Genomic DNA, 22,994 nt, shown 5'->3' on the forward strand with positions numbered 1-22,994 from the left:
GAGGCAACCCGGGGGCGTATGGGGACCGCGGTGGCTGGCTCTCAATGGGGTGGCGCTGATTGCGGGCGGAGTATTCGTCGCCGATCCAGCCTTCGGATTCCCGGCCGGGGCTCCCGCGCTGGAACCCGACTCGCTGAGCTGGCACGGAATGCTGCACGCGATCGCTCCGGTGATCGGCGCTGTCGGATTCGTCGGCGCGCTGGTCGTGTTCGCCTGGCGCTGGCGTAAGACGGGGCGGTCCGGCCTGGCCGTGCTCACGGTCGTGACGCTGATCGTCTACCTCGGGTTGGGTGCCGTGACCTCGGCGGGCGCGAAGGACGCCGAGGGCTACTACAACTTCGTCCCGCTGTGGATCTCGGCCGGTGTCGGTGCCGCGTGGATGATCCTGCTGTCGGTTCAGGTCCTGCGCGAGACTCGCGACCCCGCCTGACGGGTCCCACCGCCATAAGCCTCGTCCGACGCGAAACGGCCCCCGCTCCGAAATCGGAGCGGGGGCCGAATGCTGTTGCGAGACTATAACTCAGCGGTAGTCGCTGAAGCCGTAGTCGTCCAGTGGCACGGCAGCACCGGTGGTGGTGCCGAAACCGTCCGGGGTGTAGTAGGTGTCGTCGTAGGACGGCACCGCGTACGCGGCCTGACGGGCCTCCTCGGTGGGCTGGACCTGGATATTGCGGTAGCGGTTGATACCGGTACCGGCGGGGATCAGCTTGCCGATGATCACGTTCTCCTTCAAGCCGATCAGCTTGTCGGAGCGGCAGTTGATCGCGGCGTCCGTGAGCACGCGGGTGGTCTCCTGGAAGGAGGCCGCCGACAGCCACGAATCGGTCGCGAGCGACGCCTTGGTGATACCCATGAGGACCGGACGACCCGAAGCCGGCTCGGCACCCTCAGCGACCACGCGGCGGTTCGAGTTCTCGAACTCGGCGCGCTCGACGAGCGAACCGGGCAGGAACTCGGTGGCACCCGAATCGATAATGGTGACGCGACGCAGCATCTGGCGAACGATGACCTCGATGTGCTTGTCGTGGATCGACACACCCTGCGAGCGGTAGACCTCCTGGACCTCGTGGACCAGGTGGATCTGCACCTGACGGGGGCCCATTACGCGCAGCACCTCGTGCGGATCCGCGGAGCCCTCCAGCAGCTGCTGGCCGACCTCCACATGATCGCCGTCGGTGAGCAGACGCTCGGAGCCGTCCTCGTGCTTGAACACCCGCAGACGCTGACGCTTCGAGAGCTTGTCGTAGAGCACCTCGTCGGAGCCGTCGTCCGGAATGACGGTGATCTTGTAGAAACGATCGTCGTCTTCCAGTCGCACGCGACCCGACACCTCGGCGATGGGGGCCTTGCCCTTGGGAACACGAGCCTCGAAGAGCTCCTGAACTCGGGGCAGACCACCCGTGATGTCGTCACCCGCGACACCACCCTGGTGGAAGGTACGCATGGTCAGCTGGGTACCGGGCTCACCGATGGACTGCGCGGCGACAATACCGACGGCCTCACCGATATCGACCAGCTTGCCGGTCGCCATCGAGCGGCCGTAGCAGGTGGCACACACGCCGGTACCGGTGGTGCAGGTCAGCACGGAGCGGACCTTCACCTCGGTGATACCGGCCTCGAGCAGTGCGTCCAGAGCCGGGTCGCCGAGATCGTGACCCTTCTCGATAACGACATTGCCCTTGGCGTCGAGCGCGTCGGTGGCCAGCGTACGAGCGTAGGTGCTGGTCTCCACGTGCGCGTCCCGGATGAGCGAGCCATCGGGCTGCTTCTCCGCGATCGGCACCACGATGCCGCGCTCGGTGCCACAGTCGGTCTCGCGAACGATGACGTCCTGCGACACGTCCACCAGACGACGAGTCAGGTAACCCGAGTCGGCGGTACGAAGTGCGGTGTCGGCCAGACCCTTACGCGCACCGTGGGTGTTGATGAAGTACTCCAGAACCGTCAGGCCCTCGCGGAACGAGGACTTGATGGGTCGAGGAATGAACTCACCCTTCGGGTTGGTAACCAGACCCTTCATACCGGCGAGGGTACGAGTCTGGGTGAAGTTACCGGTCGCGCCCGAGTCGACGATCGTAATGATCGGGTTGTCGGCGGGGTAGTGCGAACGCAGCGCGCGGCCGACCTCTTCGGTCGCTTCCTGCCAGATCTTGACCAGGGCGTTGTTGCGCTCCTGGTGGTCCAGCGCACCGCGCTGGTACTTCTTCTCGATCTGATCGGACTGCGCCTCGTAGCGCTCCATGATCTCCGCCTTCTCCGGCGGAACGAGCACGTCCGACATGGCGACGGTGACGCCGGAACGCGTGGCCCAGTAGAAGCCCGAGTCCTTCAGCTTGTCGACCGTCTGCGCGACCACGATCATCGGGTAGCGCTCGGCGAGATCATTGATGATCGCCGCCTGACGCTTCTTCGGCATCGGCTCGTCGATGAACGCGTAGTCCGCCGGGAGCAGATCGTTGAAGATAACGCGACCCAGCGTGGTTTTGGTGGTCCACGCGTCGCCACGCTGCCAGCCGTTCGGGAACAGGTCGGCCTCGACGTCCTTGGGGGGACGCTGCGTGGTCAGTCGCACCTTGATCATCGAACGCACGGTCAGCTCACCGCGGTCGACGGCCATCTGCGCCTCGGAAGGCGAAGAGTAGACACCGAACTCGGGCGAATCCTTGGTGGCCGGCCGGTACTGGCCGATCGCGTTGTCATCCGCGCGAGTCAGGAAGTACAGACCCGTCACCATGTCCAGACGCGGCATGGCGAGCGGACGACCCGAGGCGGGCGACAGGATGTTGTTCGAGGACAGCATCAGGATGCGCGCCTCGGCCTGCGCCTCCGCGGACAGCGGCAGGTGCACGGCCATCTGGTCACCGTCGAAGTCGGCGTTGAACGCCTCACACACGAGCGGGTGCAGCTGGATGGCCTTACCTTCGACCAGCAGGGGCTCGAAGGCCTGGATACCCAGGCGGTGCAGGGTGGGCGCGCGGTTCAGCAGCACCGGGTGCTCGGAGATGACCTCTTCGAGGACATCCCACACCTGGGGACGCTGACGCTCGACCATTCGCTTGGCGGACTTGATGTTCTGCGCGTGGTTGAGATCGACCAGACGCTTCATGACGAACGGCTTGAACAGCTCGAGCGCCATCAGCTTCGGCAGACCACACTGGTGCAGCTTCAGCTGCGGACCGACCACGATGACCGAACGGCCCGAGTAGTCGACGCGCTTACCGAGCAGGTTCTGACGGAAACGACCCTGCTTGCCCTTGAGCAGATCGCTCAGGGACTTCAGCGGGCGGTTACCCGGACCGGTGACCGGACGGCCACGACGGCCGTTGTCGAACAGCGCGTCCACCGACTCCTGCAGCATGCGCTTCTCGTTGTTCACGATGATCTCGGGCGCACCCAGATCGATCAGTCGCTTCAAACGGTTGTTGCGGTTGATGACGCGGCGGTACAGGTCGTTCAGGTCCGAGGTGGCGAAACGGCCACCGTCGAGCTGGACCATCGGGCGCAGCTCCGGCGGGATCACCGGAACGGCGTCGAGGACCATGCCCATCGGCGAGTTGCCGTTCATCTGGAACGCGGCCACAACCTTCAGACGCTTCAGCGCGCGAAGCTTCTTCTGGCCCTTACCCGTACGAATGGTCTCGCGCAGGTTCTCGGCCTCGGCCGGGATGTCGAACTGCTCCATCAGCTTCTGAATGGCTTCCGCACCCATGGCGCCGGTGAAGTACTCGCCGTAGCGGTCCTGCAGCTCGCGGTAGAGCATCTCGTCCACGATCAGCTGCTTCAGCGACAGCTTGGTGAAGGTGGTCCAGATCTCGTCGAGCCGGTCCAGCTCACGCTGAGCGCGGTCACGCAGCTGACGCATTTCGCGCTCGCCGCCGTCCTTCACCTTGCGGCGGACGTCGGACTTGGCGCCCTCGGCCTCCAGCTCGGCGATATCGGCTTCGAGCTTCTGCGCGCGGGCCTCGAGATCGGCGTCGCGCTGATCGGCGACACCCTTCTTCTCGACCTCCATCTCCGCCTCGAGGGTGGAGAGTTCGTTGTGCCGCAGTTCCTCATCGACACCGACGATCACGTAGGCGGCGAAGTAGATGATCTTCTCGAGATCCTTCGGCGCCAGGTCGAGCAGATAGCCCAGACGTGAGGGCACGCCCTTGAAGTACCAGATGTGGGTAACCGGAGCAGCCAGTTCGATATGGCCCATCCGCTCACGACGCACCTTGGCGCGGGTCACCTCGACGCCACAGCGCTCACAGATGATGCCCTTGAAGCGCACGCGCTTGTACTTGCCGCAGTAGCACTCCCAGTCCCGGGTGGGACCGAAGATCTTCTCGCAGAACAAGCCATCCTTCTCCGGCTTGAGCGTGCGGTAGTTGATGGTCTCCGGCTTCTTCACCTCACCGAAAGACCAGTTTCGAATGTCTTCCGCGGAGGCCAGGCCGATCCGGAGTTCATCGAAGAAGTTGACGTCTAGCACGTAACTTCCTTTCCCCTGTTCGGGTTGAGTATGAGCAAAAGTTCTCTAAATCCGCTCGTAGCGACTGCTTGCAGGTCGCTCGAAAGGGTCTGCCCGGGAGCGCTTTTCGAAAGCCGGAAAGCGCTCCCGGACCGATCGCTCTTACTGCGCCAGGTCGTCGACCGTCGCAGCCTCGTTGCGGGACAGGTTGATACCCAGGTTCGCCGCGGCCCGCTCCAGGTCTTCGTCGTCACCGTCGCGCATTTCGATCGCGGCACCGTCCGAGGACAGCACCTCGACGTTCAGGCACAGCGACTGGAGTTCCTTGAGCAGAACCTTGAACGACTCCGGAATACCAGGCTCCGGAATGTTCTCGCCCTTGACGATCGCCTCGTACACCTTCACGCGGCCGACAACGTCATCGGACTTGATGGTGAGGAGCTCCTGCAGGGTGTACGCAGCGCCGTAGGCCTGCATGGCCCAGCACTCCATCTCACCGAATCGCTGACCACCGAACTGCGCCTTACCACCCAGCGGCTGCTGCGTGATCATCGAGTACGGACCGGTCGAACGCGCGTGGATCTTGTCGTCGACCAGGTGGTGCAGCTTCAGGATGTACATGTAGCCGACGGAGACCGGGTACGGGAACGGCTCACCGGAACGTCCGTCGAGCAGCACCGCCTTACCGTTGTCGTCGATCATCTTCTCGTTGTCGCGGTTCGGCAGCGTCGAGGTCAGCAGACCCGTCAGCTCCTCCTCGCGCGCACCGTCGAACACCGGGGTGGCGATATTCGTGCCACCGGGCTGACCGAGCATTTCCTCCGGCAGGTTCTTGGCCCACTCGGGTGAACCCTCGACCTGCCAGCCGGTCTTGGCGATATAGCCGAGGTGTGTTTCCAGCACCTGACCGATGTTCATACGACGCGGCACGCCGTGGGTGTTCAGGATGATGTCGACCGGGGTTCCGTCCGGCAGGAACGGCATGTCCTCCTGCGGGAGGATCTTGCCGATAACACCCTTGTTGCCGTGGCGGCCGGCGAGCTTGTCGCCGTCCTGGATCTTGCGCTTCTGCGCCACGTACACGCGGACCAGCTCGTTGACGCCGGGGGGCAGATCGTCGTCGTCCTCGCGCGAGAACACGCGGACGCCGATGACCTTGCCGGACTCACCGTGCGGCACCTTCAGCGAGGTGTCGCGCACTTCGCGCGCCTTCTCACCGAAGATGGCGCGCAGCAGGCGCTCTTCCGGGGTCAGCTCGGTCTCACCCTTCGGGGTGACCTTGCCGACCAGGATGTCGCCGTCACGAACCTCGGCACCGATGCGCACGATGCCGCGCTCATCCAGATCCGCCAGGACCTCGTCGGAGACGTTCGGGATATCCCGGGTGATCTCCTCCGCGCCCAGCTTGGTGTCGCGCGCGTCGATTTCGTGCTCTTCGATGTGAATCGAGGTGAGCACGTCCTCTTCGACGAGGCGCTGCGACAGGATGATCGCGTCCTCGTAGTTGTGGCCCTCCCACGGCATGATCGCCACGAGCAGGTTCTTGCCGAGCGCCATCTCACCGTTTTCGGTGCAGGGGCCGTCGGCGAGCACATGGCCCTTCTCGACCCGCACGCCCTCGTCCACGATCGGACGCTGGTTGGCGCAGGTGCCCTGGTTGGAGCGCTCGAACTTACGCAGGCGGTACGAGCGGCGGGTGCCGTCGTCGTGCATGACGGTGATGAAGTCGGCCGAGACCTCTTCCACCACACCGGGCTTCTCGTTCACGACCACGTCGCCGGCATCGACCGCGGCACGCAGTTCCATACCGGTGCCGACCAGCGGCGACTCGGAACGGATCAGCGGCACGGCCTGACGCTGCATATTCGCGCCCATGAGGGCACGGTTGGCATCGTCGTGCTCGAGGAACGGGATCATGGCGGTCGCGACCGACACCATCTGGCGCGGCGAGACGTCCATGTAGTCGACATCCGCGGGCTGGACGTACTCCATCTCCTCGTTGCCGTGGCGCGCGAGCACCTTGGTCTCGAGGAAGTTGCCGTCCCGGTCGACCGGCGAGTTGGCCTGGGCCCGGACGTGCCGGTCCTCTTCGTCAGCGGTGAGGTACTTGACCTCGTCGGTGACCTTGCCGTCGACGACCTTGCGGTACGGGGTTTCGATGAAGCCGAACGGGTTGACCCGGGCGTACACCGACAGCGAACCGATCAGGCCGATGTTCGGGCCTTCCGGGGTCTCGATCGGGCACATGCGGCCGTAGTGCGACGGGTGAACGTCACGAACTTCCAGACCGGCGCGCTCACGGGACAGACCACCCGGGCCCAGCGCCGACAGGCGGCGCTTGTGGGTCAGACCCGACAGCGGGTTGTTCTGGTCCATGAACTGCGACAGCTGCGACGTTCCGAAGAACTCCTTGATCGCGGCCACCACGGGGCGGATGTTGATCAGGGTCTGCGGCGTAATGGCCTCGACGTCCTGGGTGGTCATGCGCTCACGCACGACACGCTCCATACGCGAGAGACCGACGCGGATCTGGTTCTGGATCAGCTCGCCGACGGTACGCAGACGACGGTTACCGAAGTGATCGATATCGTCGACGTCGACCGGGACCTCACGGCCGCCGGGGGCGGTCATCATGCGATCGCCCTGGTGCAGGCGGACCAGGTATTCGATCGTCGTGACGATGTCTTCCTTGGTCAGCACCGAACCGACAACCGGCTTGTCCAGGTTCAGGCCCAGCTTCTTGTTGACCTTGTAGCGGCCGACGCGAGCCAGGTCGTAGCGCTTCTCCTTGAAGAACAGGTTCTCCAGCAGGGTCTGCGCGGACTCCTTGGTCGGCGGCTCGCCCGGGCGCAGCTTGCGGTAGATATCGAGCAGCGCCTCGTCCTGCCCCGGCGTGCTGTCCTTCTCCAGGGTCGACATCATGATCTCGGAGAAACCGAAACGCTCGGTGATCTCCTCGGTCGTCAGGCCCAGCGCCTTGAGCAGCACGGTGACCGGCTGCCGACGCTTGCGGTCGATACGCACACCGACAGTGTCGCGCTTGTCGACGTCGAACTCGAGCCATGCGCCACGAGACGGGATGACGCGCACGGAATGCAGCGTCTTCTCGGTGCTCTTGTCGATGCTGTCGTCGAAGTAGACGCCCGGCGAACGGACGAGCTGCGATACGACGACGCGCTCGGTGCCGTTGATGATGAAGGTGCCCTTATCGGTCATCATCGGGAAATCACCCATGAAGACCGTCTGAGACTTGATCTCACCGGTGTTGTTGTTGATGAACTCCGCGGTCACGAACAGTGGCGCCGCGTAGGTCATGTCCTTGTCCTTGCACTCCTCGATCGAGGCTTTGTGCTCCTCGAAACGAGGATCGGAGAAGGACAACGACATGGAACCGGAGAAGTCCTCGATCGGCGAGAGCTCCTCGAGCACCTCCTCGAGCCCACCGAACGGATTGACGTCGCCGCGCGCCGTAGCGCGCTCCCGCCAATCCGGTGAACCGATCAGCCAGTTGAACGAGTCGGTTTGTAGATCGAGAAGACCGGGAACCTCCAGGGGTTCACGAATCTTCGCGAAAGACACCCGCTTCGGGGCTCCGGGAATACCGGCCTTGGTCTGGGTGGAGACTGCCAAGATGCGTCCTTCCAGCACCTCACGCGCGATCGCGTGGTGGTCCGCGACCGTCGCTTGTCTGCTACGAATTCCGCTGGACCCCACCCGAACGAAACCCGAACAGCAACCAGCGGAAGTAACACCGGAAGGTGGAACTTTCGTCGATGCGAACAAGGGATGGACAGGAGGCAGCCAGCGCAACGTCCAAAACTACACCCAACCCACGGGGGTGTCAAAGTACCACCCATGAAGGATGGCGGGCGGCTAACGCGCCGAGCCCGTTTTCTGTGGCGCACTGCACAAACACGAAGGCGATTGGTTGGGCCGAAGATGAGCTTCGGCCACAAAAAACGCCCCGGGAGTCCCGTCGTCCGCTGGCTGCGATTGCCGGGTCACCGATGGGGGTTTGCCCCTGTGACAGCTGCCGCTGTTGTGAATAGCGTGACGCGTCGGACGAAACTCGTCAAGTGCGGCAGGGCCTGCGCGTGGCGCGAGATCGTTTGTCGCGCTGGCGGATCACCGAAAAAGGGCTTCCCACCAGGGGCGTAAAACGCCTTGACCGATCAGTTGTCGGCGATCTCGGCGGCCAGCCAGCGACCGTCCACCTTTTGCATCCGCAGCACCACCGGACCGGAGGCGAGCGGCTGCGGCGAGCCATCCTTGACGGCAACGACATTGAGGTCGACGAGCAGCTCCGCCCGATCATCAGTGAGCAAAGTCACACCGATCGGGTCGGTCGTGACCTCGGTATCGGTCTGCGCCTGCTTGATCGTGTCGACCGTGGTGTCGATGTACTTCTCGAGGTCCGCGCGCATGTCGTCGGTCAGGACGGCACCGACGGCGTCCTTCCACGTGTCGATCTCCGCGGCCCGGTAGCCGTAGAGCGTCGACAGGGCATTACTGGCGGCGGCCTTCACCTCGGTGGTCGATTTATTGTCGACGTAGGCCAGATTGCTGTCGTCGACGCCGGGACGGAAGGCGGCGACCACGGCGAACGCGCCGAGTACCGCCGCGGCGATACCGCAGATAATGGCGGTGCGCCAGGTCTTCCACCAGGCACCGCGGGCCGCGGGCTGGCGCTGGGGTCGGCTCGCCGCCGGACGTTCCTTCGACAGGCCGACCCGCGGGCGGGCGGTGGAGCTCGAGCGAGCAGTGTCGGAGGTCCCGCGGTCGGCCTGCCCGCGCACATCGGCGGCAGTGGTCCGGGCGCCGGAGCTGCGCTGGGCCGCGGGGCGGCGCTTGGGGGTTACGCGGTTGACGGCGGGTCGCTTATTGGCCATTTCCCTGCCTCCTATCGGCCCGGCTGCGCGGGTGCGCTCGGCTCGGTGGCGGGATCGGTGGCGGGCACCGCGCCGGTATCGAGCGAGACCGGTTCGCCGAGATTCTGTGCCTGCTCGGCCTTCCAGGTGTCGCCCTCCTGCACCAGGTCGAGGCTCCACAGTTGTCGGAAGGTGGCAGGCTGCCCGCCGGGCCAGGCGCGGGTAATCCGCAGCACCACGAAGGCCGAGGCGTGGTCGAGTTCGCTATTGAGCGAGGTGATGGTCGCGCCCTCGACAACGGACTGCATGCGCGTCTTCGCTTCGGAGACCTGGGCCTTCAGCGAGTCCAGATCCTTGGTCTGCTCCTTGCGGAGCTCGCCCGTAGTGGAGGAGATCATGTTCTGGATCGAGCCGTCCACATCATCGGGATCGAAGGACATCAGGTTCACGGCGGCCTGCTGGGCGTCGCTGAGCGCGGAGTCACGGGCCTGGGCGCGTGGGCGGTCCTGCATGAGTCCGCCGACGATCCAGGTGCTCCCGAAGAACACTGCCGCGACGGCGGCGACCACCAACAGGGCGATCGACGCCAGTGTCACGGCCTTGTGCTTGTCTGCACCGGTGTCGCCCGACTGGTCCCCAGGCACCGGCTGGCCCGCCGTCATTCCGGCTTGTTTTCGGCCGGAATCCACCGCGGTGGGCTCAGTTGCTTCGGGGTGTGGATCCCGGCCAGAAGCACGCCGGGATGACGAGGAGTCAGTGTCCTTGGTCAGCGATGGGTCCTTGGTCAGCGATGGCTTGGTCGCCCCGGCAGCCGACTCGACCTGGGCTGGTGAATCAGCGGTCGGCGAGGTCGCGGTGTCGACCTCGACGGTCGGCTCATCGGCCGATTCGCCCAGGTTCGCGCCGGGATCGCTGTCATGTTGCTGGCTCACGCCGACACCATACTTTCCTGTTCACGCGGCACCGCTTCGGCTGGCGCACATCAGTGTTTGGGCGTAATGCCCATGAGCGTGGCGAGCTGGGTGGCGACCGGGTTCAGATTGAGTTTCTCGGGATCGACCTTGGGGTTGTTGTCCCACGGCTGCGCAACACTGGGATCGGCGAACTCGGCCCGCTCGCCACCCCGGACTGCGGACGGATTCCCCTGCGGCGCAAGGCACTTGGCCTCGGTATTGAAGGGGAAGTCGTCGCGAGTGTCGTCGAAGTCCGGATTCTGCGCCTTCATTTCGTCGAGAATGCGCTGGGTGCCCTCATAACCCACCGTGCAGGCCGGGGGGTTATTGGTTTCCAGCACCAGCCCGAAGTGGGTGGTGCCATCGCCGGGGGCGGTGGCCGATGCGCCGATGGATAGCAGCGGCAACATCTGCAGTACCGGGCCGAGTGCGTAGAACTTCGGCGAGACGGCCTTCAGCAGTACGCGCAGGTTGGCCAGGTCCCTGGTGAGCGGTTCGCCGCTCTCCTGCAACAGCTTCGCGATCTGATCGCCCGCGTCGGTACCGGTACCGATGAGGCGGCGAATATCCGGATCATTGGAGCGCAGCTGCGCCGACAGCCGATCCAGCCCATCGCTGAACTGCAGAATGGCCGGGGACTGCTCGGCCTGGGTGGTCAGCGCGGTCTGGGCGTCGCGAATCAATTGCAGCGTCTGCGGCAGCGCCTCGACACCGGTCTCGGTGAACTTCGCCAGCGAATCGACCAGGATCTGTAGGTCGTCGCCCTTACCGTCGAAGGCCTTGCCCAGTTCGGTAATGGTGGTGGACAGCGCCACCAGGTCGGTGGTGCTGGCGAAATGGTCCACGCTGGAGAGCAGCGTCTCGACCGGAATCGGGGTTTGCGCCCCGTCGATGATCGAGCCGTCCTCCAGGTAGGGAGCACCCGCGCTGGTCGGCATGAGATCGACGTACTGCTCACCGATGGCGGAACGATTGGCCACCACGGCCTTGGCGTTCCTGGGTACCTTCGGCGCGCCGGAATCCATATCGAGGGTGATCAGCACGCCGTCGGGCGTGATCTCCAGTTTGCCGACCCGGCCGACCGGGACTCCGCGGTAGGTGACCTCCGCGCCCTTGGAGATATTGCCGGTCTGATCCGCGCGGACCTGTACGTGGTACTGGCCGAAGCCCAACATATTGTCCAGGCGAACGTATTTCGCGCCGACGAACACCACACCGACTACCGCGATCACCACGAAGAAGATCAACTGGAAGCGCACCAGACGGGTCATCGCGGACCACCCACTCCCAGCTGATCGAGCAGCGATCCGAGCGGATCGTTCGGAATCGGAAGTCCGGCAGGCAATTGCGGACGCACCACGGTCGGCGGCAGCGGCAGCAGGGAGACGGTGGGCCAGCCCGGCCGCGGACCATTGCCGTTGTAGTACGGGTTGCTGCCGTCGACCGGCACGGGACGACCGGTCTTCGGCGGCACATAGACCGGATCCGGTTTGCCCACACCGAGGTTCGACAGCAGCGTGCCGATCTGCAGATCCACCGACAGCCACGTGTTGACCTGACCGCCGAAGGCCGACTTGATCGACTCGTCCGGGAACGGGTAGGTCGGAATCAGCGGGAACGCGGTCACCAGGTCATCGGACGAGTTGCCCAGCGCCTGCAGGGTGGGCCGCAGCGAGTTGAGGTCGCGGATCAGATCGTCCTTGGAATTGTCCAGCACATCGAATCCGGCCTGACCGACCCGATCCAGCTGGGCGAGCAGACCGACCAGCTGCGGCCGCTGTTCCTCCAGAATCCGGATGCCGGTGGGCAATTCGTCGAGCACCTTGGAAATCTGCTCGGTCTGCTGACCGAGGCGGCTGCTCAGTGTGTTGAGACCGTCGAGTGCGCGGGTGATGTCGTCCACCTGCTGGTTCAGGCCGCCGATCAGGGTGTCGGCCTGCTCCAGCAGATGCCGGACCTTGCTCTCGCGACCCTTGAGGGCCTTGTTGAGCTCCACCACAATGGGCTGCAACTGCGCCACGCCACCACCATTGAGCAGCAGCGACAGCGCACCGAGCACCTGTTCCACCTCGGTGGCGGTGCGGGTGTTCTCGACCGGGATAACGGCATTGTCCCGCAGCCGCACCGGATCCGGGTCGTGCGCGGGCACCGACAGTTCGACGAACTTCTCACCCAGCAGATTCGACTGCCGCACCTCGGCGCGGGCATTGGCGGGCAGGTTCACCGAATTCTGCACGGTGGCCCGTACATTCGCGGTCCAGCCATCCGGCGCGAGGGTGATCTCGTCGACCCGGCCCACGGCGATACCGTCGACCTTCACGGTGGACTGCGGCACCAGATCCAGTACATCGGAGAACCGGATATCGAGATGCAGCGGATTGTCACCGACACTCGGGCCGCCGGGCAGCGGAATGCTGTACGCGCCATCGCCGCATCCGGTGACCAGCAGGGTGACCGCGCCGAGGGCGGTGGCCATGGCAGCGATTCGCCGACCGACCCTGCCCGCGGGCCACCACATACCGGCCTTTCCGTCCCGGCGTGCCACGCCCACCTCGGAATGACGGGGCGGCCTGCCGGAGTGACGGGCGGGCGCGCCGGAATGACTGTGAGTGGGAGTGCTCATCGCTGTCCATCTCCTTCCGACGGCGGAGCCTGATCCGAAGGGATACCCGGCATGGTGCCGGGCAGGGGTGCGCGCTGCTGGTTGTCACCGCTGAGAATGCCGAACGGCAGTATCAGCGACGGCGTCTTCACGCCCGCGGTGACCTGCGAGGTAATGGCCTCGCAGTTGTCGAGAATCGGGCGCATCTGCCTGGTGATGGCATCGAATTTGGGATCGCCCGGCCGCAGTTTGCCCAGATCCAGCATCTTGCAGATGACACCGAACGGATCCTGCAAATCGGTGAAGTTCGGGCGCATATCGAGGGTGCCGGTCTCACCGTTGTGCACATTGATGAGGTTGCTCAGCGCGGTCGGAATGAGTGGTAGCGCCGCGGCCAGATCGTCGCGCTGATCGGCGAGGGTCTGGGTGAGCTGGGTCAGGGCGTGGGCATTGGACTGCACCAGCTCCCGATTGTCGTCGATGAACCGCGCCACATCGCCGAGCGCGACCGACAGCAGGCTCAGCGCGTCGCCGAGGGTTTGACGCTCACCGGCGAGGAATCCGGCCAGATCGGCGAGTTGCACATTGAACTGCCGCACCTGCTGATCGTTCTCGGCCAGCATGGTGACGAACTGCTGCAGGTTTTTCACCGTATCGAAGATGTCGGTCCGTGAATCCGACAGCACCGCAGCGGCTTTGGACAGTTGCGTAAAGCTGTTGGCGAGAGCCTCACCGTTTCCGGCCAGATTGGCGGAGGTGGTGCGTACGAGTTCGTTGAGCGCCCCGTCCTTGTTCGCGCCATTGGGGCCCAGGGCATCCGAGAGTTCGGTAATGCTCTTGTAGAGCCGGTCGACCTCGACCGGGGTGGCGGTGCGGTCCTTCGGGATGGTGGCGTTGCGCTCCATCTTCGGTCCGCCCCGATAAACCGGCGCGAGCTGGATGTAGCGGTCGGAAACGACCGACGGCGTGATCTGCGCGGCCTTGGCGTCGGCCGGAATATCGTATTCGCGGTCGACATTCATGACGATCTTGACCTGCTCACCCATCGGTTCGATGGAGGCCACCCGGCCCACCGGCACACCCAGGATGCGCACATCGGAACCCTCGTAGATGCCGATGGACTTGTCGAAGTACGCGGTGATCCTGGTGGTGTTGAACCTGTCGAAGCCCCACCACGCCACCGCGCCCAGTAGTACGACACCGGCGAGAATCGCGGCGACGACGCGCTTGGAATCGGCGGAGCGCACCGAGCTCATGAAATCGCGAGCCATCAGTTGCCTCCCAGCTGCCGGATCGGTTCGCGGTAGCCGGGTACATCCGGCAGTGCGGGCGGGATCAGGTTGGTGATCACCGCGTCGAACCAGCGGCCGGTGCCGAGCACATTGGCGTAGAGCCCGTAGAACGGTGCGGCCAGCGTCAGCGTTTTGGAGATATCGGCCTGGTGGGCGTTGAGAATGTCGATGGTCTTATTGAGGTTCGTCAGGGCGTCGCCCATTTGTGCCTCGTTATCGTGCACCAGCGCACTCAGTTCCGCGCCAATGGTTTTCGCGCCATTGAGCAGCTGCGAGATGGCCTGCTGCCGGATATTGAGTTCGGCCAGCAGCTGTCCGCCGCTGGCGAGCAGTCGTTCGAATTCGGCATTGCGGTCGGCGAGCACCCGGGTGGTCTGCCTGGTCGCGCCGAACAGCTTGCGCAGCTGCTCATCGCGCTTCGCGATGGATTCTGAGAGCCGCGCGACACCGTCGATGGAACCGCGGATCTCCGGCGGGGTGGCCGAGAACGCCTCCGACAGCACCCGCATGGAGGCGGCCAGCTGATTGGTATCGGTTTCCTCGATGTGCTCGGCGGCATCGCTGAACGCGTCCACCACATCGTAGGGAGATACGGTGCGCGACAGCGGAATCGGCTTCCCCGGATCGGCCGCGTCGGAGCCCTTGGGGTCCAGCGCCAGATACTTCTGGCCGAGCAGCGTCTTGATCTGAATCGAGGCGGTGGTCTCATTGCCGATCCAGGCGTCCTGGGTGCGGAAGTCGATCAGCACCCGGTCACCGTCGAGCCGCACACTCTGTACGGCCCCGACCTTGACGCCCGCGATCCGTACCTCATTGCCCTTCTTCAGGCCCGCGGCCTCGGAGAACTCCGCGGTGTACTTGGTGCCCGCGCCGATAATCGGCAATTGATTCAGGCTGAAGGCCGTCATGGTCACCAGCAGCACCAGTGCCAGACCGAGCCCGCCCATGAATGCCGGGCTGCGCTTACCGAGCAGGGTCCGGTCGTCCATCAGCGGCCTCCCTTCCCATGGCAGCGCGGTGCGGGGTTCGTGTAGACAGGCTGGTTGATGGTGGGCATATCGGCGGGCAGATTCAGCTGCGGCGCGTCCGCGATACCCGGTCCGACGACAAGGTCGATACCGCACAGATAGAACTGGAACCAGGAGCCGTAACTCGCTGCCCGGCCGAGCTTTTCCATCTTGATGGGCAGATTGGTCAGGCCCTCGTCGACCTCGCCCCGCCGCTCATTGAGGGTGCCGGTGAGCTGGTTCAGTCCGGCGATCGAGCCCTGCAGATTCGGCCGGGTCGGAACGAGCAGATCGGCGGTGGCCGAGGCCAGATCGCCGAGTGAGCTGACCGCCTGGCCGATGGTGCCGCGCTCGGAGTTCAGTCCGCTGATCAGCGCCTCGGTATTGACGATCAACTGGTCCAGCTGACCGTCGCGCGAATTGATGGCGTCCAGTACAGCATTCAGGTTCCGCACCACCTCACCGATGACCGCGTCCTTGTCGGCGATCTTGTTGGTGAGGCTGGCGGTGCTGGACACCAGATTTCGAATGGTGCCGGCTTCGCCCTGGAAGACCTGAATGATCTCGTAGGACAGCTTGTTCACGTCATCGGGGGTGAGCGTCTGGAACAGCGGCCGGAAACCATTGAACAGCTCGGTGAGATTCAGCGCGGGCTTGGTGCGCTCCAGTGGAATGGTCGCACCCTTGGTGATTTTGCGACCCTGCTGTCCCGCGCCCTGCTCGAGCGCGATATAGCGCTGCCCCACCAGATTTCGGTACTTGATGCTCGCGGTGGTGGAGGCGGGCAGCCAGTCGCGGTCATTGAGTTCGAACCGCACCTCGGCGAGCCGCTTGTCGACAATGGCCACCTCGGTGACCTTGCCGACCCGCACACCGGCGATCCGCACCTCATCACCCGGATTGACCGAGGTGACATCGGTGAAGCGGGCCTTGAACTCGGTACCGCCGCCGGTGTAGTTGGCGATGGTCAGCGCCAGGACACCGGTCGCCAGCACTGTGACGATTACGAAGACGATGAGCTTGGTCAGCGTGCCGCCGAGCCCGTGCAGTAGATCTCTCATCGAACGCTCACCTCACTGCCACGGAAGGCGGGGGCCGCGATACGGGTCACCCAGGTGGGCACCTGGTTCGGCGAAACACCGTGGGCCGCGCCGTAGATCGATCCGAGCGTCTGCTGCTCGATGGGCGATCCGGCGGTTGTCATGGCGTACGGGCCGAATACACGGTACTGCGGCTCCGGCATGAAACCGATGTTCTGATCACCGGGAGTCCGCGACGGCGGCTGGTAGGAACCGTCATTGGCGGAGCCATTGGTGTATTGGCCCGGATCCACGCCCAACGGGTATTCCGGAATGCACATCGGTCCACGCTCATCGAACCACCGCGGCTCATCCTGGTTCGGCAGATAGCGACCACGCGGATTGACGATTTCCACCGATACCCGCGAACCCGGCAGATCGGTGCCCTTACCGAAGATCTCATCGATCCGCGGCTTCATCTGCGCGAAATTCGCCAGCGCGCAGGAGTAGCCCGGCGAGAACTTGGCGAGCGCCTCCAGTGCGGGCCGCGAATCGGCGGCCACGTCGATAATGTTGTCGCGGTTATTGATCAGGAAATCCGCGGTCGCCGAGGAGCTCGGTGTCAACGTCGCCAGCAGGGTGTCGATCTGCGAACGCTGCTGCACGATGGTGGCATTGGTGGTGCGCAGATTGTCCAGCGCGGACACCAGCTGCGGTGCGGCCTCGGAGTAGGTCGCGGCGACATCGGCGAATCGGCGCAGATCCTCCTGCAGCGTCGGCAGTTCGACATTGACCTCGGTGAAGATCTGATCCAGCCGATCGATGGTGCGGCCGAGTTCCTCGCCCCTGCCCTGCAGGGCCTGCGACAGCGCGCCGAGGGTGGCTGCCAGATACTGCGGCGGAATCGCCTGCAGCAGCGGCAGCAGATCGTCCAGTAGCTGGCTCACCTCGACGGCATGGCCGGAGGTGTCCTGTCTCAGGGTCATATTCTCGGTGAGTTGACCGCTGGGATCGGCGGGCCACACCAGGTCCACGTAGCGCTCACCGAAGAGGGTTTTGGGCAGCAGCCGCGCGGTGACATTGGCCGGGATCCGTTCGGCCCGAGCGGGATCGATGGCCAGATGCAGCGTCACCTCGCCATTGCGGAAATCGCTGGAGCGCACCTCACCGACCGTGACACCGCGAACCTTCACATCCGCATTGCGGGTCAGGGCGTTTCCGACGGTATCGGTCACCAGATCGACCTTCACCACATCGACGAACGCCTTGTTGTAGATGGCGATGGTGGTGGACAGGAACAGCGCCATCACCACGAAGAAGAGCACCCCGAGAGTTCGGGTGCGCAACGTCTCGGTGGACCGCCAGAACCGCACCCGCTGCGCAGTATTCATGCTGACTCCATCCCGGATGAGCGGGGGGCCTGCGTGGTTACGCAAGCTGCCGCCTCCGGCCCCTGACCGCTCATCCGGCCACCCGCACCGTCGTGGTCGTACCCCAAATAGCCAGGGACAGGAAGAAATCGAGAATATTCACCAGCACGATGGCGGCGCGCACCGCGCGCCCCACGGCCACGCCGACACCGGCCGGACCGCCGGTCGCGGTGAAGCCGTAGTAGCAGTGCACCAGGATGATGACGAATGCGAATACCAGCACTTTGACGAACGAATAGAGCACGTCTTCAGGTGGTAGGAACAAACTGAAATAGTGGTCGTATGAGCCGCTGGATTGGCCATTGAAATAGATGCTGATGGATCTCGACGCCAGGTAGGTACCCAGCAGGCCGACGATATACAGCGGAATGACGGCCAGGAATCCAGCGATTACCCGGGTACTCACCAGAAATGGCACGCCCGGCACCGCCATCACCTCGAGTGCGTCGATCTCCTCGGAGATCCGCATGGCACCCAGTTGTGCGGTGAAGCCACAGCCGACCGTGGCCGACAATGCCAGTGCCGCAACGAGGGGCGCGAGTTCACGGGTATTGATGTAGCCGGTCAGGAAGCCGGTCAGCACCCCGGAGCCGAGCGCGTCGAGGGCCTTGAAGCCCTGCAGGCCCACGACCACGCCGACCGACGCCGACATGAAGACAATGACGCCGATGGTGCCGCCGATCACCGCCAGCGCACCCGAACCGAAGGTCACCTCGGCCAGCAGCCGCATGACCTCCTTGCGGTAATGCACTGCGGTACGCGGAATCCAAGCAATGGCCCGCGTATAGAACGACATCTGATCGCCCGCTTGATCGATGATCTTCACGGGGGCTTTCAGCACACCGGTAACCCGGCGCGCCGACCGTTTGATTGCGGTGGAGCGCTGCGAAACAACCATGGATCAGGCGCCCTTGGCCGGGACGACCTGAAGATAGATCAGGGTCAGAATCAGGTTGAGGAAGAAGAGGACCAGGAATGTGATCACGACCGATTGATTCACCGCTTCACCGACTCCCTTCGGGCCCCCCTTCGGATGCAACCCCTTGTACGAGGCGATTACCCCCGCGACCAGACCGAAGATGACCGCCTTGATCTCACCGATCCACAGATCGGGCAGCTGCGCCAGCGCGGAGAAGGAAGCCAGGTACGCGCCCGGGCTACCGCCCTGCAGACCCACATTGAAGAAGTAGCCGCCCGCGATACCGACCACCGATACGAGTCCGTTGAGCAGTAGCGCCACCAGCATCATGCCCAATACCCGCGGCACCACGAGGCGGTGAATGGGATCGATGCCGAGCACCTCCATCGCGTCGATCTCCTCGCGAATGGTGCGCGAGCCGAGATCGGCGGCGACGGCCGAGCCGGCGGCCCCGGCGATGATCAACGCGGTCACCACCGGAGCCGCTTGCTGGACGGTTGCGAGCACACTCGTCGCGCCGGTGAACGACTCCGCACCGAGCTGCTTGATGAGCGAGCCGGTCTGCAGAGCCACGACGGCGCCGAACGGGATTGCCACCAGAGCGGCGGGAAGTATCGACACACTCGCGATGAACCACGACTGCTCGATGAACTCCCGCCACTGGAAGGGTCGACGAAAAGTCTTGCGCACCACATCGAGAAGGAGTGCGAAGATGTTGCCAGCCTGAGCAAGACCCGACTCGACCGGTGTGCGCAGCCGTGTCAGGGGTTTGGTCACCCGGCGTATGTTACCCGTTAGTCAGGTCGTGTCTAACCGTGGTGTCGAACGCGCCCTGGTAGGCGGGAATTACCTGCGTGTCGCCATCACCGTTCGCGTCCAGCGACTCCTGGATGGCCACCTGCGCGCTATGCGGGAGGGTGTGCATGATCTGACGCACCCGCTCGCGGCGACGCTGGACCGCCTGACGCACCGGCATACCGGGAGTTGCCCGCATCTGCGGGATGATGCCCTCGACCTCTTCGGTCCCGTGGTTATGGCCCGCGTCGGCGAGCGCTTGCTCGCGCGCCATCTGGGTCTCGTCCTTCTCCTCGGACATACCGATCGGGCCGATCATGCGGCCGTTGAGGAACTGCTTGACGACCGGCTCGTCCGAAGTGAGCAGCACCTCACGCGGGCCGAACATGACCAGCTGGCGGCGGAACAGCATGCCGATATTGTCGGGCACGAGGCGGGCCAGGTTGATGTTGTGCGTCACGATCAGAATCGTGGCGTCGATCTGGGCATTGATATCGATGAGCAGCTGCGACAGGTACGTGGTGCGGACCGGGTCCAGACCGGAGTCGGGCTCATCGACCAGGATGATCTGCGGGTCCAGCACGAGAGCACGGGCCAGGCCCGCGCGCTTGCGCATACCACCGGAGATCTCACCGGGGAGCTTGCCTTCCGCACCGAGCAGACCGGTCAGCTCGAGCTTCTCCATAACGATCTTCTTGATATCGGACTCGGACTTCTTCGTGTGCTCCCGCAGCGGGAAGGCCACGTTGTCATAGAGATTCATCGAGCCGAACAGCGCGCCGTCCTGGAACAGGACGCCGAACAGTTTGCGGATCTCGTAGAGCTCCTTATTGGAGCACGTGGTGATGTCGGTGCCGTCGATGTAGATCGAGCCGCGCTCCGGGCGCAGCAGACCGATCAACGATTTCAAAAAGACGGATTTACCAGTACCGGAAGGGCCGAGCAGAGCGCTGACTTCCCCCGTAGGCAGGGTCAAGGTGACATCCTGCCAAATTCGCTGCGAGCCGAACGACTTGGTGATGCCTTCGGTCCTGACCTCGACGCCCACGCCTACCTCCACAATTCTCCGACGAGCGCACTACTGCGGGACACGGAACAATGCGCGGTGTGCCGCATCACAGTAGGTTGGGTCACTGTATCGCATAAGCACCGTCTCGGACACCGGGACCTGACTCGCGAGTAGAAACAACCGCTCACATCCCCCGATCACGGCGTAATCACGACGACAATACCGCGATTCGGCCGCCCGAGCCCCCGTCATTGCCGGTTGCCCGAGACGCGCAGAGCGGAGTCCCGAGACGCGAAAAGAGCGGTCCCACAAGGGGACCGCTCTTTTCTGCAAGTCGGACCGAGTCGCACCGGCATTGCCCGTGCGCACTCGCCCTCGGGGTTTCAGGGGCAGAACCCTTGCTGTCCCGAGGATCCCGCCACCCGGGGTTTCAGGGGCGTAAGCCCCTGAAAGTCCCGAGAGTTGGGGGATTCTTACTTGACGGTGATCTTGGCGCCGGCCTCTTCGAGCTTGGCCTTGGCGGCGTCGGCCGCGTCCTTGGCAACCTTCTCCAGGATCGCCTTCGGGGCGCCCTCGACCAGGTCCTTGGCTTCCTTCAGACCCAGGCCGGAGACGATCTCGCGAACGACCTTGATGACCTGGATCTTCTTGTCGCCGGCCGACTCCAGGACGACGTCGAACTCGTCCTGCTCTTCGGCAGCCTCGACGGGCGCAGCGCCACCGGCGGCGGCGACGGCGACCGGAGCGGCAGCGGTGACCTCGAACTTGTCCTCGAACGCCTTCACGAACTCGGACAGCTCGAGCAGGGTCATGCCACTGAAGGTTTCGAGCAGCTCTTCGACGTTAGCCATGGTGTTTCCTTTCGATGGGTGTCGTCACCGCACGAGCGGCGACGAAATAGCTTTGGGGCAGAGACTTATTCGGCGTCGGCCGCGGGAGCGTCGGCAGCCGGAGCGGCGGCAGCGCCACCCTCGTTCGCCTTCTTCTCCTCGAGGGCCGCAAGCAGGCGAGCGACCTGGTTGCCGGGCGCGGCGAACAGCGCCGCGGCCTTCGACAGGTTGCCCTTCATGGCACCGGCCAGCTTGGCCAGCAGCACCTCGCGGGACTCCAGGTCGGCGATCCGCTCAACTTCGGACACGGACAGCGCGACGCCGTCCATGTAGCCGCCCTTGATGATCAGCGCCTTGTTGTCCTTGGCGAAAGCCTTGAGCGCCTTCGCGGCATCGACCGGCTCACCCTTGATGAAGGTGATAGCGGTCGGACCGACGAACAAGTCATCCAGGCCAGCGACGCCCGCCTCAGCGGCAGCCAGCTTGACCAGGGTGTTCTTGGCGACGGAGTAAGTGGCGTCCGCGCCGAGGTCGCGTCGCAGCTGCGAGATCTTGCCGACGGACAGGCCACGGTATTCCGTGATAACTGTGGCCGTGGAGGACCGGAACTGCTCCGCGATCTCCGCAACCGCGGTGACCTTCTCTGGTTTTGCCATACTTCGCCTCCTCTCTGGATGGTCGGTTCTCGATGAACTACCGACTCCGGAGGAAAGAACGCCCGCAGACAAAGCAAACGCCCCGGACGCAGAGGTCCCGGGGCGTGAAAGAAACATATGGCGATTACTCGCGAAATGCTTCCCAACCTCGGCTCTCCCTGCGTGGGCCGCCGGCAATATCGCCGGACCTTCGCCTGCCTCGCGGCAGCAACCAACGGTCTTCGGTAGAACGATGTGGGGTGATAGTCGAACAAACTCGTCGACGACCGTTCAACAGACTAGCGGAACACCCCACCATCTGCCAAAACGGGGTCACCTCGACTCGGTCACAGACTCCCGCCATTGCCGCGCCCATGCACTGTCCCGCAGGACGGACCAGGGCAGTCCTCGGATCTCCGGAGGAACCGGAACCACACCAGCTAGCGCGATCAGGTCAATCTCGTATGGGCTGTCGAGCCACCCGCTGTCCACTATTCCCCTCCTACTTCCGATACGAATTCTCTAGACCGTCCCGGCAGGCACGACCCACCGGGAGTGCTGGCCGGTATGCACGGCGATGGTGTCGAAGTCGTTGTCGTAATGCAGGACAGCCAGTCCGTGGTGTCGCGCGGTAACCGCAACGATGAGATCAGCAATGGATGCACATCGGTGCTGCCCGGCGTCCGTAAGCGCCGATTGCACCGCCGATGTCAGTGCCCACAGGTCATCCGGTGTGTCCACCCATTCCAGCGAGGCGCGGAGATTCTCCTCTATTCGCGCACGGTCATCGCCGTTGCGCGCGGAGTACAGCATCTCCAGTTCGGTCACCCCGCAGATATGCACGAGGGCCCGATCCATCAGTGGCACAAGGACTTCACGAACAGGTGCCAGATGTAGCCGCGCGAGTGCGCTCTTGTCGACCAAGAACCGGCTCACCCCCACAGGCGGTCCTCCGCTCCCGGTTCCAGCAATGCGGCGAAAGCGCCGTCTTCTGCCAGATCAACCAGTCTGCGAACGGAATCGATCCGGATTACCTCGCGCAGTGCGGCGTCGATGGTGTCCCGGAGTGTTTCGGTGCCAAGGATCGCCTTGGCACGATCTAGTTTGGTCGGATCCACTTCCACGCTGGTCTTAGCCATAGCAACCTCCTCTATATCTAGTCCCAGTGTATCTAGATATCTC

Annotated in this window: 18 protein-coding genes; 1 reads left to right on the plus strand and 17 read right to left on the minus strand. The window is 64.1% G+C overall.

All coding sequences use genetic code 11. The features are described from left to right. Positions 1-430, plus strand: a 430-nt coding sequence (locus tag NU1_RS34575) for a DUF998 domain-containing protein (RefSeq protein ID WP_157553419.1), incomplete at its 5' end; no start/stop codon positions are given. Between the two features lie 90 nt (positions 431-520). Here the strand turns inward: NU1_RS34575 and NU1_RS34580 are convergent. The 17 genes from NU1_RS34580 to NU1_RS34660 all read right to left on the minus strand — a co-directional run bounded on the left by NU1_RS34580 (position 521) and on the right by NU1_RS34660 (position 22,951). Further along, on the minus strand, positions 521-4,474 hold the full coding sequence (locus NU1_RS34580) for a DNA-directed RNA polymerase subunit beta' (protein WP_067528125.1): 3,954 nt from the start codon (positions 4,472-4,474) through the stop codon (positions 521-523). A 141-nt stretch (positions 4,475-4,615) separates the two neighbouring features. Further along, positions 4,616-8,101, minus strand: a complete 3,486-nt coding sequence (gene rpoB / locus NU1_RS34585; RefSeq protein ID WP_067528177.1) for a DNA-directed RNA polymerase subunit beta — start codon at positions 8,099-8,101, stop codon at positions 4,616-4,618. Positions 8,102-8,625: 524 nt separating this feature from the next. Beyond that, complete coding sequence (locus tag NU1_RS34590) at positions 8,626-9,342, minus strand: hypothetical protein (RefSeq protein ID WP_067528127.1); 717 nt, start codon at positions 9,340-9,342, stop codon at positions 8,626-8,628. A gap of 11 nt (positions 9,343-9,353) precedes the next feature. Continuing rightward, positions 9,354-10,253, minus strand: a complete 900-nt coding sequence (locus tag NU1_RS34595; RefSeq protein WP_084522087.1) for an Rv1363c family protein — start codon at positions 10,251-10,253, stop codon at positions 9,354-9,356. A 50-nt stretch (positions 10,254-10,303) separates the two neighbouring features. Next, entirely contained in the window at positions 10,304-11,545 is a 1,242-nt protein-coding gene (locus NU1_RS34600; protein WP_067528130.1) for an MCE family protein, read from the minus strand. Then, positions 11,542-12,792: an MCE family protein gene (locus NU1_RS34605; RefSeq protein ID WP_084522088.1), complete on the minus strand. Its 1,251-nt coding sequence runs from the start codon at positions 12,790-12,792 to the stop codon at positions 11,542-11,544. The genes NU1_RS34600 and NU1_RS34605 overlap by 4 nt, the downstream gene beginning before the upstream one ends. 101 nt (positions 12,793-12,893) lie before the next feature. Beyond that, positions 12,894-14,147, minus strand: coding sequence for an MCE family protein (locus NU1_RS34610; protein WP_245720449.1), 1,254 nt, complete (start codon positions 14,145-14,147; stop codon positions 12,894-12,896). Continuing rightward, on the minus strand, positions 14,147-15,157 hold the full coding sequence (locus NU1_RS34615) for an MCE family protein (RefSeq protein WP_067528134.1): 1,011 nt from the start codon (positions 15,155-15,157) through the stop codon (positions 14,147-14,149). The genes NU1_RS34610 and NU1_RS34615 overlap by 1 nt, the downstream gene beginning before the upstream one ends. Then, the gene (locus NU1_RS34620) at positions 15,157-16,236 is read right to left on the minus strand and encodes an MCE family protein (RefSeq protein WP_157553423.1); all 1,080 of its coding nucleotides are present in this window, start codon (positions 16,234-16,236) and stop codon (positions 15,157-15,159) included. Before NU1_RS34620 ends, NU1_RS34615 begins: the two co-directional genes overlap by 1 nt. Further along, positions 16,233-17,585: an MCE family protein gene (locus NU1_RS34625; RefSeq protein ID WP_067528136.1), complete on the minus strand. Its 1,353-nt coding sequence runs from the start codon at positions 17,583-17,585 to the stop codon at positions 16,233-16,235. Before NU1_RS34625 ends, NU1_RS34620 begins: the two co-directional genes overlap by 4 nt. 70 nt (positions 17,586-17,655) lie before the next feature. Then, complete coding sequence (locus NU1_RS34630) at positions 17,656-18,522, minus strand: MlaE family ABC transporter permease (RefSeq protein ID WP_067528138.1); 867 nt, start codon at positions 18,520-18,522, stop codon at positions 17,656-17,658. Between the two features lie 3 nt (positions 18,523-18,525). Next, positions 18,526-19,320 carry an MlaE family ABC transporter permease gene (locus NU1_RS34635; RefSeq protein ID WP_067528140.1) on the minus strand — a complete coding sequence of 265 codons (795 nt, stop codon included), beginning with the start codon at positions 19,318-19,320 and terminating at the stop codon, positions 18,526-18,528. 10 nt (positions 19,321-19,330) lie between these two features. Beyond that, on the minus strand, positions 19,331-20,386 hold the full coding sequence (locus tag NU1_RS34640; protein ID WP_174565953.1) for an ABC transporter ATP-binding protein: 1,056 nt from the start codon (positions 20,384-20,386) through the stop codon (positions 19,331-19,333). A gap of 434 nt (positions 20,387-20,820) precedes the next feature. Further along, positions 20,821-21,198 (minus strand): 50S ribosomal protein L7/L12, encoded by a 378-nt coding sequence (gene rplL / locus NU1_RS34645; protein ID WP_067528145.1) that lies wholly within the window; start codon positions 21,196-21,198, stop codon positions 20,821-20,823. Between the two features lie 65 nt (positions 21,199-21,263). Further along, positions 21,264-21,833, minus strand: coding sequence for a 50S ribosomal protein L10 (rplJ, locus tag NU1_RS34650; RefSeq protein WP_067528147.1), 570 nt, complete (start codon positions 21,831-21,833; stop codon positions 21,264-21,266). A 501-nt stretch (positions 21,834-22,334) separates the two neighbouring features. After that, positions 22,335-22,748, minus strand: coding sequence for a PIN domain nuclease (locus tag NU1_RS34655; RefSeq protein ID WP_212762219.1), 414 nt, complete (start codon positions 22,746-22,748; stop codon positions 22,335-22,337). Continuing rightward, positions 22,745-22,951 (minus strand): hypothetical protein, encoded by a 207-nt coding sequence (locus NU1_RS34660; RefSeq protein WP_067528151.1) that lies wholly within the window; start codon positions 22,949-22,951, stop codon positions 22,745-22,747. Before NU1_RS34660 ends, NU1_RS34655 begins: the two co-directional genes overlap by 4 nt. Positions 22,952-22,994 lie beyond the last annotated feature (43 nt).

Origin of the sequence: Nocardia uniformis NBRC 13702 (assembly GCF_001613345.1) — a bacterium.
Classification (GTDB): domain Bacteria; phylum Actinomycetota; class Actinomycetes; order Mycobacteriales; family Mycobacteriaceae; genus Nocardia; species Nocardia uniformis.